8 protein-coding genes and 1 riboswitch are annotated in these 13,043 nt (G+C 73.2%); of the genes, 5 read left to right on the forward strand and 3 right to left on the reverse strand.

Going from position 1 to position 13,043, the window contains the following annotated elements; all coding sequences use genetic code 11:
- Positions 1-102: 102 nt before the first annotated feature.
- On the reverse strand, positions 103-3,708 hold the full coding sequence (gene cobN, locus ACZ4VK_RS21900; protein WP_468354362.1) for a cobaltochelatase subunit CobN: 3,606 nt from the start codon (positions 3,706-3,708) through the stop codon (positions 103-105).
- 39 nt (positions 3,709-3,747) lie between these two features.
- Positions 3,748-3,884, reverse strand: a riboswitch (cobalamin riboswitch).
- A gap of 75 nt (positions 3,885-3,959) precedes the next feature.
- Between cobN and ACZ4VK_RS21905 the strand changes: the two genes are divergently transcribed.
- From ACZ4VK_RS21905 to ACZ4VK_RS21915, 3 genes are read left to right on the forward strand one after another with little or no spacing between them, the layout of a single operon-like run.
- A complete protein-coding gene (locus tag ACZ4VK_RS21905; RefSeq protein ID WP_468355305.1) occupies positions 3,960-5,222 on the forward strand; it encodes a cobalamin biosynthesis protein CobG in 1,263 nt (420 codons plus the stop codon).
- Positions 5,219-5,872, forward strand: a complete 654-nt coding sequence (locus ACZ4VK_RS21910) for a precorrin-8X methylmutase (protein ID WP_468354364.1) — start codon at positions 5,219-5,221, stop codon at positions 5,870-5,872. Before ACZ4VK_RS21905 ends, ACZ4VK_RS21910 begins: the two co-directional genes overlap by 4 nt.
- Entirely contained in the window at positions 5,869-7,371 is a 1,503-nt protein-coding gene (locus ACZ4VK_RS21915; RefSeq protein WP_468354366.1) for a precorrin-2 C(20)-methyltransferase, read from the forward strand. Before ACZ4VK_RS21910 ends, ACZ4VK_RS21915 begins: the two co-directional genes overlap by 4 nt.
- Here ACZ4VK_RS21915 and ACZ4VK_RS21920 read toward each other — a convergent pair.
- A complete protein-coding gene (locus tag ACZ4VK_RS21920; protein WP_468354368.1) occupies positions 7,343-8,908 on the reverse strand; it encodes a serine hydrolase in 1,566 nt (521 codons plus the stop codon). The two genes, ACZ4VK_RS21915 and ACZ4VK_RS21920, sit on opposite strands and share 29 nt — an antisense overlap.
- Positions 8,909-9,068: 160 nt before the next feature.
- Here ACZ4VK_RS21920 and ACZ4VK_RS21925 point away from each other — a divergent pair, with 160 nt between their 5' ends.
- On the forward strand, positions 9,069-11,138 hold the full coding sequence (locus tag ACZ4VK_RS21925; RefSeq protein ID WP_468354370.1) for a PA14 domain-containing protein: 2,070 nt from the start codon (positions 9,069-9,071) through the stop codon (positions 11,136-11,138).
- A 13-nt stretch (positions 11,139-11,151) separates the two neighbouring features.
- Here the strand turns inward: ACZ4VK_RS21925 and ACZ4VK_RS21930 are convergent, their stop codons facing one another.
- Positions 11,152-11,877 carry a cobalt-precorrin-6A reductase gene (locus tag ACZ4VK_RS21930; protein WP_468354372.1) on the reverse strand — a complete coding sequence of 242 codons (726 nt, stop codon included), beginning with the start codon at positions 11,875-11,877 and terminating at the stop codon, positions 11,152-11,154.
- Positions 11,878-11,892: 15 nt separating this feature from the next.
- Between ACZ4VK_RS21930 and ACZ4VK_RS21935 the strand changes: the two genes are divergently transcribed.
- The gene (locus ACZ4VK_RS21935) at positions 11,893-13,017 is read left to right on the forward strand and encodes a cobalt-precorrin-5B (C(1))-methyltransferase (protein ID WP_468354374.1); all 1,125 of its coding nucleotides are present in this window, start codon (positions 11,893-11,895) and stop codon (positions 13,015-13,017) included.
- The last annotated feature ends 26 nt before the right edge of the window (positions 13,018-13,043 follow it).

A 13,043-nucleotide genomic window follows, 5' to 3' on the forward strand; every position in this document is an offset into this window, starting at 1 on the left:
AGCGGAGCGATCAACGCCCACGACTCATCCGTCAGTTCATGTCTACGCACCACGAACGGAGTAACGAGCCACCGACTTTCCGGACACGGCCTAGGGCCTGTCCTAGTCGTCGTCGCCTTCGAGGTCGCCCTCGGTCTCCAGGAACACCTGGCGCAGGGCGGCCAGGGTCTCCGGGTCCGGCTTCTCCCACATGCCGCGCGACTCGGCTTCGAGGAGCCGCTCCGCGATGCCGTGCAGCGCCCAGGGGTTGGCCTCCTTCAGGAAGGCCTGGTTCTCCGGGTCGAGGACGTACTCCTGCGTCAGCTTGTCGTACATCCAGTCGGCGACCACGCCCGTCGTGGCGTCGTACCCGAAGAGGTAGTCGACCGTCGCCGCCAGCTCGAACGCGCCCTTGTAGCCGTGGCGGCGCATCGCCTCGATCCAGCGCGGGTTGACCACGCGCGCGCGGAAGACCCGGGAGGTCTCCTCGACGAGCGTGCGGGTCCGGACGGTCTCGGGCCGGGTGGAGTCGCCGATGTACGCCTCGGGGGCGGTGCCCTTGAGCGCGCGGACGGTCGCCACCATGCCGCCGTGGTACTGGAAGTAGTCGTCGGAGTCGGCGATGTCGTGCTCGCGGGTGTCCGTGTTCTTCGCCGCGACCGCGATCCGCTTGTACGCCGTCTCCATCTCGGCGCGCGCCGGACGGCCTTCGAGCCCGCGCCCGTACGCGTACCCGCCCCACACCGTGTACACCTCGGCGAGGTCCGCGTCCGTACGCCAGTCGCGCGAGTCGATCAGCTGGAGGATGCCCGCGCCGTACGTGCCGGGCCGGGAGCCGAAGATGCGGGTGGTGGCGCGCCGTTCGTCGCCGTGCTCGGCGAGGTCGGCCTGCGCGTGCGCCCGTACGTAGTTCTCCTCTGCGGACTCGCCCTCCAGGCCCGCCACCAGGCGCACGGCGTCGTCCAGGAGGCCGATGACGTGCGGGAACGCGTCACGGAAGAAGCCCGAGATGCGCAGCGTGACGTCGACGCGCGGGCGGCCCAGCTCCTTCAGGGGAATGGGCTCAAGGCCGTTCACCCGGCGCGAGGCCTCGTCCCACAGCGGACGGACGCCGAGCAGCGCGAGCGCCTCCGCCACGTCGTCGCCGGCGGTGCGCATCGCGCTCGTCCCCCACAGGGAGAGGCCCACCGAGGTCGGCCAGTCGCCGTTGTCGGTGCGGTAGCGCTCCAGGAGGGAGTCGGCGAGCGCCTGCCCGGTCTCCCAGGCAAGCCGGGACGGCACGGCCTTCGGGTCGACGGAGTAGAAGTTCCGGCCGGTCGGCAGGACGTTGACCAGGCCGCGCAGCGGCGAACCGGAAGGACCTGCCGGGACGAAGCCGCCGTTCAGGGCGTGCACGGCGTGCGTCAGCTCGTCGGTGGTGCCGGCGAGACGCGGCACGACCTGCTCGCAGGCGAAGCGCAGGACGGCCGCGACCTCGGGGCCGTACGCGGCGGCCACGGCCGGGATCGCGTCCACGGACCAGTCCGCCGCCTCCATCGCCTCGACCAGCTCGCGCGCCTTCGCCTCCGCCTCGTCAGCGGTTGTCCGGGTCGCCGCCGACTCGTCGAGACCGAGCGCCTCGCGCAGGCCCGGCAGGGCCTGCGTACCGCCCCAGATCTGGCGGGCGCGCAGGATGGAGAGGACCAGGTTGACGCGGGCCTCGCCCTCCGGGGCGCCGCCGAGGACATGCAGACCGTCGCGGATCTGGGCGTCCTTGACCTCGCACAGCCAGCCGTCGACGTGCAGCAGGAAGTCGTCGAAGCCGTCGTCCTCCGGGCGCTCCTGGAGACCCAGGTCGTGGTCGAGCTTGGCGGCCTGGATCAGCGTCCAGATCTGGGCGCGGATCGCGGGCAGCTTCGCCGGGTCCATGGATGAGATCTGCGCGTACTCGTCGAGCAGCTGCTCCAGGCGGGCGATGTCGCCGTACGAGTCGGCGCGGGCCATCGGCGGCACCAGGTGGTCGACGAGGGTCGCGTGGACGCGCCGCTTGGCCTGCGTTCCCTCGCCCGGGTCGTTGACCAGGAAGGGGTAGACCAGGGGGATGTCGCCGAGTGCCGCGTCGGGGCCGCAGGCGGCGGACAGGCCGGCGTTCTTGCCGGGCAGCCACTCCAGGTTGCCGTGCTTGCCCAGGTGGACCATGGCGTCGGCGCCGAAACCGCCGTCCTCGGCGCGGGCGGCGATCCAGCGGTAGGCGGCCAGATAGTGGTGGGACGGCGGGAGATCGGGGTCGTGGTAGATCGCGATCGGGTTCTCGCCGAAGCCGCGCGGCGGCTGGATGAGGATCAGCAGGTTCCCGCGCCGGAGCGCGGCGAGGACGATGTCGCCCTCGGGGTTGCGGGAGCGGTCCAGGAACATCTCGCCGGGCGGCGGGCCCCAGTGCTCCTCGACGTGGCCGCGCAGCTCCTCGGGGAGCGTCGCGTACCAGCGCTTGTAGTCGGCGGCCGGGATGCGGACCGGGTTGCGGGCGAGCTGCTCCTCCGTCAGCCAGTCCTGGTCGTGGCCACCGGCCTCGATGAGGGCGTAGATCAGCTCGTCGCCGTCGCCGGAGACCAGGCCGGGAAGCTCCTCGACCGGCCCGAAGTCGTACCCCTCGGCGATCAGACGGCGGAGCAGGGAGACGGCGGAGGCGGGGGTGTCGAGGCCGACGGCGTTGCCGATGCGGGAGTGCTTCGTCGGGTACGCGGAGAGGACGAGCGCCAGCTTCTTCTCGGCGTTCGGGATGTGGCGGAGCCGGGCGTGCCGTACGGCGATCCCGGCGACGCGGGCGGCACGCTCGGCATCGGCCACGTACGCGGGCAGGCCGTCCTCGTCGATCTCCTTGAAGGAGAACGGGACGGTGATGAGCCGGCCGTCGAACTCGGGGACGGCGACCTGGCTCGCGGCGTCCAGCGGGGAGAGGCCCTCGTCGTTCTCCTCCCAGGCGGACCGCGAGCCGGTCAGGCACAGGGCCTGCAGGATCGGCACGTCGAGCGCGGCGAGCGCCCCCGCGTCCCAGGCCTCCTCGTCGCCGCCGGCCTGCGCCTCGGCGGGCTTGGTGCCGCCGGCGGCGAGGACGGTGGTGATGATCGCGTCCGCGCCACGAAGGGTGTCGAGCAGCTCCGGCTCGGGGGCGCGCAGGGATGCCACGTACAGCGGGAGCGCCCGCGCGCCGGCGTCCTCGATCGCGTCGCAGAGCGTGCCGACGAAGGCGGTGTTCCCGCTCATGTGGTGGGCGCGGTAGTAGAGCACGGCGACGGTCGGGCCGCTGTCGTTCTTCACGGTCCGGTCCAGGGGCCCCCAGGTGGGGGCGGCGGCCGGGGCCTCGAAGCCGTGGCCGGTGAGCAGGACGGTGTCGGAGAGGAAGCGGGCCAGCTGCTCCAGGTTCGCGGGGCCGCCGTGCGCGAGGTAGGCGTGCGCCTCGGTGGCGACGCCGATGGGCACGGTGGACGTCTCCATCAGCTGGGCGTCGGGTGCCTGTTCGCCGCTGAGGACGACGACCGGCTTTCCGGCCGCGCGGACCGCGTCCAAGCCGTCCTCCCAGGAGCGGAGGCCGCCGAGGAGCCGTACGACGACGAGGTCGGCGCCGTCCAGGAGGCCGGGGAGCTCGGCGAGGGGGAGTCGGGCGGGGTTGGCGAAGCGGTACTCCACCGGGCCGCCGGCCGCGCGGGCGCTGAGCAGGTCGGTGTCGGAGTGCGACAGCAGCAGAAGCATGGCGAGCGCAGGCCTTCCTCGGGGTTGTCCGCGCCCCGGGTGGTCGTATGGACGGCAGGAGTTCCTGACTCACTCGTTCCGTTTCCAGAACGGGTTCACAGTGGCGGGACCGCGCCGGATTCTCACCGGGCTTCCTCCCCGGGGTCCTGGGACCCCATGCCGATCTGCATCCTAGATCGTGGCGCCCAGGGGCGGGGCGGGCCGTCGAGTCGGCCTGATCACACCCGGTGGGCGGCCGGTGGCCCGTGGGTATGCTCGCCGCCATGCCGCCCACCCCGTCCACGACGCCCGAACCGGGCGAAGCCCGCATACGGGACCGAGGCGACGCCTGCCCCGGGGCGCTGCGTCTGCACCCCGCGGAGGACGGCCGTCTCGCCCGACTCCGCCTGCCCGCAGGCCGTCTGACGCCTCCTCAGGTCGAGGCGCTCGCGGTCGCGGCGGAGACCCTCGGCGACGGGCGGATCAGCATCACCTCGCGCGGAAACGCGGAGCTGCGGGGCCTCGCGGACGGCTGCGGCGCGGAGCTCGCGGCGCTCCTCGCGGAGGCGGGCCTGCTGCCCTCCGCCACCCATGAACGCGTCCGCAACATCGTCGCCTCGCCCACCGCGGGCCTCGACGGACTCGGATGCGCGGACGTGCAGTTGTGGGCGCGCGACCTTGACTCCGCCCTCTGCGCCGAGCCCCGGGCGGCCGCGCTTTCCGGCCGTTTCCTCTTCGTCCTCGACGACGGGCGCGGGGACGTGGCCACGCTCGGCGGGGATGTGAAGTTGATCGCAGGGGCGGACGGGACCGCCGTGCTGTGGCCCGGTGACCGGCAGGTCTTCCGGCTCGCCGCGGCCGACGCCGTACGGGCCGCCCTCGTCGCCGCCCTCGCGTTCCTCGACGCCGCCGACGCGGCAGGGAGCGGGGCCTGGCGGCCCCGGGAACTGCCCGCCGCCCATGTGCCGGACTGGGCCGGGGCCCTGGCGCGTGCGGGGATCGCGGCCGAGCCCGTACCCGTACCGCCGCCGCCCGCGTCCACGCCGCCCGCGCCCGGGGTCCTGCCCGGCGGCGCCCTGCACGTCCTCGCGCCCCTCGGCCGGCTGACCGCGGCTCAGCTGCGGGCCCTGCTGCCCGCCGACGAGGTCCGGCTCACGCCGTGGCGGGGAGCGGTCGTCGTGGGAGCCTCGGCCGGCCGGCTCGGCGACCTGGCGGCGCACGGCCTGATCACCCGCCCCGACGCCCCCCTGGCCGGGGTCTCCGCCTGCACCGGACGGCCCGGCTGCGCCAAGTCCCTCGCCGACGTCCGGGCGGACGCGCTCACCGTGCCCGCCGGGCCGCTGCCCGTGCACCTCTCCGGGTGCGAGCGGCGCTGCGGTCACCCGTACGGCGCCTGGGTCGACGTCCTCGCCACCGCCACCGCCACCGGCGACGACACCTATCTGGTGGACGGCGTCCCCACCCCCCGTACCTCCCTGTCCGAAGCCGTCGCGGCGGCCCGCGCCCCGTCGATTCCCACGCCCCATACGAGATGAGCGAGAGCGACACCATGTTCGACTACGAGAAGGACGGGACGGAGATCTACCGTCAGTCCTTTGCCACGATCCGCGCCGAGGCGGATCTCGCGGGCCTGCCCGCCGACGTCGCCCAGGTGGCGGTCCGGATGATCCACGCCTGCGGCATGACCGACCTCGTGCGGGACCTCGCGTACTCCCCCGGGGTCGTCGCGAGCGCCCGCGCCGCCCTGCGCGCCGGTGCGCCGGTCCTCTGCGACGCGCAGATGGTCGCCAGCGGCGTGACCCGCAAGCGGCTGCCCGCCGACAACGAGGTGCTCTGCGGGCTCTCCGACCCGTCCGTGCCCGGTCTCGCCGCCGAACTCGGCACGACCCGCTCCGCCGCCGCCCTCGAACTGTGGCGGGACCGCCTCGAAGGCTCCGTCGTCGCCATCGGCAACGCGCCCACCGCCCTCTTCCACCTCCTGGAGATGGTCGCGAAGGGCGCCGGGAAGCCCGCCGCCGTCCTCGGCATACCGGTCGGCTTCATCGGCGCCGCCGAGTCCAAGGACGCCCTCGCCGCCCAGGACCTCGGCCTCGAATACCTCGTCGTACGGGGCCGTCGCGGCGGCAGCGCGATGACGGCCGCCGCGATCAACGCGATCGCTCACGAAGCGGAGATCCAGGCATGAGCGGCACGAACACCGTGAAGGGCAGGCTGTACGGGGTCGGCCTCGGCCCCGGCGACCCCGAGCTGATGACGCTGGCGGCCGTGAGGGCCATCGCCGCCGCCGACGTGATCGCGTACCACTCGGCCCGCCACGGCCGCTCCATCGCCCGCTCGATCGCCGCCGAGCACCTCCGCGAGGACCACATCGAGGAGCGGCTGATGTACCCGCTCACGGTGGAGACCACGGACCACCCCGGCGGCTACCGGGGCGCCCTCGACGACTTCTACGAGGAGGCCTCGGCCCGCCTCGCCGCCCACCTCGACGCGGGCCGCACGGTCGCCGTCCTCGCCGAGGGCGACCCGCTGTTCTACGGCTCGTACCAGCACATGCACAAGCGGCTCGCGCACCGCTACGACACCACCGTCATCCCCGGTGTCACCTCGGTCAGCGCCGCCGCCGCCCGGCTCGGCGAGCCGCTGTGCGAGGCGGAGGAGGTCCTCACGATCATCCCCGGCACCCTGCCGGAGGACGAGCTGACGGCCAGGCTCGCGGGCACCGACTCGGCGGTCGTGATGAAGCTCGGCCGCACGTTCCCCACCGTGAAGCGGGCCCTGGAGCGGGCCGGCCGGCTCGACGACGCCCGGTACGTGGAGCGGGCGTTCATGGCGGGCGAGCGGACGGAGAGGCTGACGGAGGTCGACCCGTCGTCGGTCCCGTACTTCTCGGTGGCCGTGCTCCCCTCCCGTATCGACCGGGAGACACCCGTACGGGACAGGGGCGAGGTCGTCGTCGTCGGCACCGGTCCCGCCGGGGCACCCTGGCTGACCCCCGAGTCGCGCGGCGCGCTCGTCAACGCCGACGTCCTCGTCGGCTACACCACCTACCTCGACCGGGTCCCGGTCCTGCGCCCCGGGCAGATCCGGCACGGCTCCGACAACAAGGTCGAGTCGGAACGCGCCGAGTTCGCCCTCGACCTGGCCCGGCGCGGCCACCGGGTGGCGGTCGTCTCCGGCGGCGACCCGGGCGTCTTCGCCATGGCGACGGCCGTCCTGGAGGTCGCCTGCGAACCGGAGTACGCGGACGTCCCCGTACGGGTCCTCCCCGGGGTGACCGCCGCCAACGCGGCCGCCGCCGCCGCGGGCGCCCCCCTCGGCCACGACTACGCGACGATCTCGCTCTCCGACCGGCTCAAGCCCTGGGACGTCATCGAGGCCCGGCTGCGCGCCGCCGCCTCGGCCGACCTGGTCCTCGCGCTCTACAACCCCGGCTCGAAGTCCCGTACGCACCAGGTGGCCGCGGCCCGCGACCTCCTCCTCACCCTCCGCTCCCCCGACACCCCGGTGGTCGTCGCCCGTGACGTGGGCGGCCCCGAGCAGTCGGTCCGGGTCCTGACGCTGAAGACCCTGGACCCGTCGGAGGTCGACATGCGGACCCTGCTCCTCATCGGCTCGTCGCAGACCCGCGCGGTCGAACGCGCCGACGGCCGCACGATCACCTGGACGCCGCGCCGGTACGGGTGAAGGTGCCGAGTCCCTCCTGGTCCAGGTACTCGACCCGGACGGACTTCCCGTCAGGGGAGAACGTGACGCCGGTGAGGCCGACGGCGTTCTCGCCGCGCGTCGGGAAGCCGAACGTGTCGCCGTCGTAGTGCGTGAGCCGGTACGACTGGGGCTCCGGCCCCAGTCGCAGGACCAGACCGCCGCCCTCCTCGGCCACCGTGAGCCTGCCGTAGTAGTCGCTGGTGTACGTGCCGGCGTAGGCGCTCGCGGCCTTCGCGGGGGCGGCGTCGGCGGGCCTCTTCGCGTAGTCCGTCGGGGAACGGTCGGCGTCCGCCTGCTGCTGGTAGATGGCGTCGACGAGCGGCACCCAGTCGCGGCTCGGCCTGCCGTCCTGCGCGGTGTCGAAGAAGTCGAGGGCGACGGCGTCCGCGACGCCGACCGGCGCCCCGTTGGTGAGGACGACGATCCCGAGCCGCTCGCCCGGCAGCATCGTGACGTTGGTGTGCGCGCCGAGCGCGAACGCTCCGGTGTGCGAGAGGCGCAGCCGGCCCTCGTCGTCGTACGACACGTTCCAGCCGAGGCCGTAGAAGCCGGTCCGGCCCGCCGGAGCGTGCGCCGGGGAGGCGACGCTCTCGGGGTGGTGGGTGAGGTCGAGGGCGTCGGCGTCGACGATCCGCCGCCCGTCGAGGGTGCCGTTCGCCAGCTGGAGCCGCAGCCAGGTCGCCATGTCGCGGGCCGAGGAACTGACACCGCCCGCCGGGGACTGGGCGTCCGGGTCCCGTACGGACGCCTTCCAGGTCCCGTCGGCCTCCTTCACATGGCCGACGGCCCGGTCGGCGTTCGAGGCGAAGTCCTGGAAGCGGGAGCTGGTGTCGTTCATTCCGGCGGGCTTGTAGAGCGTGTCCTCGGCGAGCTTCTCCCACGGCACGCCCTTCTCCGCGGCGACGGCCTCGGCGGCCGCCGTCAGACCGAAGTTGGTGTACGCGTAGCTCGCGCGGAACGGTGCGAGGGGCTCGTACCGCAGGTGGGACAGGATGTACTCCTGGTCGTAACCGAGGTCCTCCAGGAGGTCGCCCGCGTGGTCCGGCAGACCACTGCGGTGCGAGAACAGGTCGGCGACCGTCACATGGGAGCTCACCCACGGGTCCTTCAGCCGGAACTCGGGCAGTTCGGGGGCGACGGGCCGCTGCCAGCCCTCGACGCCGACGGCCCCGGCGACGACGGTCGAGGCGATCGGCTTCGACACGGAGGCCAGCTGGAAGACGGTGTCGGCGTCGACCGTGCCGGCCTTGCCGACCTCGCGCACGCCGTACCCCTTGAGGTGGACGACCCTGTCCTCGTACACGACGGCGACGGACACCCCGGGAAGCCCGGTGCGCTTCATCATCGCCGCGACGTCGGCGTCGAGCCGGCCGACGGCCCGGTCCACGTCGGCCCGGTCGAGCACGGGCGGTGGCTGCGCGGGGGGCGGCTCGGGGGTGGGAGTGGGGCCTGTGCCCGGGGCCATGCCCAGTACGGACACGAGCCCCGCTGCGACCAGCCATCGGACGGTATCCATACCTCCATTGAACGCCGGGTGGAATCCTCTGTCGCACGGAAGGAACCAGTCGGTAAAGTGCGCCTCCGGCGGAACACCGGCCCCACCCGCACCGCCCCTTCCCCCACGCGTCGACTGTTCCCCGCTGTTCCCCACAGGTCCGGAAAGGGCCCCACTCTTCGTGATCACTCGTACCCGACTGAGCGCGCTGGCCACCACGGCCGCCCTCGTCGCATCCGGCGGTCTGCTGACCGCCGGCCCGGCCGCAGCGGCCGTCACCTGCGCCTCCCCGCTGTGGAAGGCGGACTACTACGCCAACACCACCCTCACGGGTACGCCCAAGCTGATCACCTGCGACAGCGTCATCGCCGAGAACTACGGCTACGGCGACCCGGCCGTCACCACGCTGCCCAGGGACAACTTCGGCGTCCGCTGGACCCTCAGCCGCGACTTCGGCTCCGGCGGCCCCTTCACGTTCACCGCCGAGGCGCAGGACGGCATCCGCGTCAGCCTCGACGGCGTCCGCAAGATCGACCTCTGGAAGAACGTCTCCACCACCCAGAAGAAGACGCTCAACCTGACGATCCCGTCCGGTCGCCACACGATCACCGTGCACTACGCGACCTGGACGGGCGCGGCGAACGTCAAGTTCGGCTACGCGCCGCTCACTTCGGCGACGGTCGACAAGGTGCGGCCGCTCGCACCGGCCAGCGCCTGGGTCGACCCCGACTACACCACGGGGGCGACCAAGATCTACTGGACCGCGAACAAGGAGATGGACCTCGCCGGGTACAGCGTCTACCGGCGCCCGGAGACCTCCACCGCCTGGAACCGGGTCAGCGGCACCACCCTGCTGACCACCAGGTCCTACACGGACAACACACCGCGCACGGGCCAGACGTACGTCTACGAGGTACGGGCACGGGACAAGGCCGGCAACGAGTCGTACGGCAGCCCCTACGACCCGGCCGTCCACACCATCGACCGCACCGCCCCCGCCACCCCGACGGGCCTCACCGTCTCCACCGCCAACAACGAGAACCAGCTGAGCTGGAAGGCGGCGACCGACGCCGTGCGGTACGAAGTGGAAGCGGCCGACCAGCCGACAGGGCCGTTCACGGTGCTCACGCCATACACCCACGGTCCGTTCACCGACCTGCGCTACTGGGACAGTTCGGCACCGACCGGAGCCCCGCGGTACTACCGCGTCCGCGCCTTCGACACCGTCGAACTCCCCTCGGCGTACTCCGCCGTCGTCAGCGGCAACAGGATCGACACGACGCCGCCGCCGGCACCGACGGCTGTGCGCGCTCTCGCCGAGCTCGACAAGACCTTCATCTCCTGGAACATGATCGGATCCTTCGGCAACGAGGTCGCCTACTCCGGAGGCTTCCGCGTCTACCGCTCGCCCGGCACCGCCCTCGATCCGGTCGATCTCACCCGGGTCTCCTGCAACCTGTACGAGGTGACGGGATCGGCCCCCGTCAGGATCGAGTGCGAGGACGAGGACATGGCGCCGAACGGCTACCACACGTACGCCGTCACCTCCGTCGACCCGGTGGGCAACGAGTCGCCGCTGTCCGCCCCCGTCACCATCCGCAGCGGCGACAGGGTCGCCCCCGCGCCGGTCGTCGACCTGAAGGCCACCCCGCGGGCCGACGGCACGCTGCTGACCTGGAAGCCTCCGGCGGACGACGACGTCGTCGGCTACTCGGCGTGGCAGGGAGTCGCCAGGGAGAACGGCACCATCGCCTGGGCCGGCTGCCGGGAGGGCCAGAGCGACCCCCTGGCCATGGTCTGCCCCAATGTCCCCGACGGGGAGGCCGCCGTCTACGCGGTGAGCGCCCGCGACCGCTGGGGCAACAGTCTTTCTCTCTACGGTCCGGACATCGCGAAGGTCACCGCGACGGAGCTCGACCTCCGGCCGTCCGTGAACGTCGTCGACGACTGGAACCTCTCGGGCGCCATGAGCTGGTCGGACGTCACCACGAGTGCGCCGTCCATCGGCTGGACGTGCTTCAGCGCCGAGGCGTGCGCACAGGTCGCCGGTTACCGGATGAGCCGCTGGGACCCGGTCACCAAGGCGTACGTGCCGCTCCACACGGGGCTGCTTCCTGCCGCCGGAACCAGCTACGCGGACAGGACGGCCGTGCCGGGGCAGGCGTACTTCTACACCTTCGAGGCGGTACGGGCCGACGGCACCACGGTGGCGACGCACACGCTGTCCACCGTGTGGCCCTCCCTCGTCTGACGAGGTCCCGGGCTCAGCCCCGCAGCACCCAGGCGGCGGCCCCCTCGGGGGTCGTCGCCACCGGGACGCCCTCCGGGACCGGGGGGCGGCGGACCAGCACGACCGGGATGCCGGCCTCGCGGGCGGCGCGGAGTTTCGGGGCGGTCGCCGCGCCGCCGCTGTCCTTCGTGACCAGGACGTCGATCCGGTGGCGGTCGAGGAGCTCCCGTTCGCCGTCCAGGGTGAACGGGCCCCGGTCCAGGAGGATCTCCGTGCGGGCCGGCATCGGGGGCTCCGGGGCGTCCACCGAGCGGACCAGGAACCACTGCGGGCAGTCCGCGAAGGCCGCGAGGCCCATGCGGCCGGTCGTCAGGAAGACGCGGTCGCCGAGGCCGTCCAGGGTCCCGGCGGCGTCCTCGAGGGAGGCCACCTCGCGCCAGTCGTCACCCTGCTCCGGGACCCAGCCGGGGCGGCGGAGGGCCAGCAGGGGAACATGGGCGGTGGCGGCCGCCCCGGCCGCGTTGAAGCTGATCCGCTCGGCGAAGGGATGCGTGGCGTCGATGACCGCGTCCACGGCGTGTCCACCGATCCACTCCACCAGGCCGGCGACGCCGCCGAACCCGCCGATCCGGACCTCCCCGGCCGGCAGCCTGGGGCTCGCCACCCGTCCCGCGAGGGAGCTGGTGACCCGTACCTCGCCGTGCAGCAGGCCCGCGAGGGCGCGGGCCTCGGTGGTCCCCCCGAGAATGAGTATGTGCACCACAGGAGCCCTTTCGTGACGTCAGGCGGCGGGCGTGAGGCCCAACTCAAGCACACCGGTCTCCGCCCGGGCTGGACGACGGGTGCCTGCGCGACGGCGGCGACGACGGCCGCGTACACGGCCCTCCTGACCGGCGACTTCCCGGACCCGGTGACGATCACGCTGCCGAAGGGGCAGACGCCGTCGTTCGCGCTGACGGCCGAGTCCCTCTCCTCCCGTACGGCCATGGCGGCCGTGACGAAGGACGCGGGCGACGACCCCGACGTCACCCACGGCGCGGTGATCCGCTCGACGGTACGGCTCCTGCCGCCGGGCTCCGGCGTGGTCTTCCGGGCGGGCGAGGGCGTCGGCACCGTCACCCTGCCGGGGCTGCCCCTGGAGGTCGGCGAGCCGGCGATCAACCCGGTGCCCCGGCAGCTGATGCGCGCGCACGTCGCCGAGGTCGCGGCCCGGCACGGCGCGCCCGGCGACGTCGAGATCACCGTCTCCGTCGACCACGGCGCCGAGATCGCCCGCTCCACCTGGAACCCGAGGATCGGCATCCTCGGCGGCCTGTCGATCCTCGGCACGACCGGGGTCGTCGTCCCGTACTCCTGCTCGGCCTGGATCGACTCCATCCGCCGGGGCGTGGACGTGGCCCGAGCGGGCGGTCTGACGCATGTGGCGGGCTGCACGGGCTCGACGTCGGAGCGGACCGTCGCCACCCTCTACGACCTGCCGGAGATCGCGCTCCTCGACATGGGCGACTTCGCGGGCGCGGTCCTCAAGTACATCCGCCGCCATCCGGTCGACCGCCTCACGCTCTGCGGCGGCTTCGCGAAGCTGTCCAAGCTGGCGGCGGGCCATCTGGACCTCCACTCGGCCCGCTCCCAGGTCGACAAGGCCTTCCTCGCGGACCTGGCCCGTACGGGAGGCGCGTCGGAGTCCCTGGCGGCGGAGATCACCGGCGCGAACACGGGCCTGGCGGCCCTCCGTCTCTGCGAGGCGGCCGCCGTCCCCCTCGGCGACCTGGTGGCCGCCCGGGCCCGCGACGAGGCCCTGACGGTCCTGCGGGGCGCGCCGGTGACGGTGGACGTGATCTGTATCGACCGGGCGGGGACGGTGGTGGGGCGGTCGGAGGTGGCGGGGCCGGGGGCGTGAACCGGGAGCCGGGACCGGGGGTGTGA

Source organism: Streptomyces sp. NPDC028711 (genome assembly GCF_055565415.1).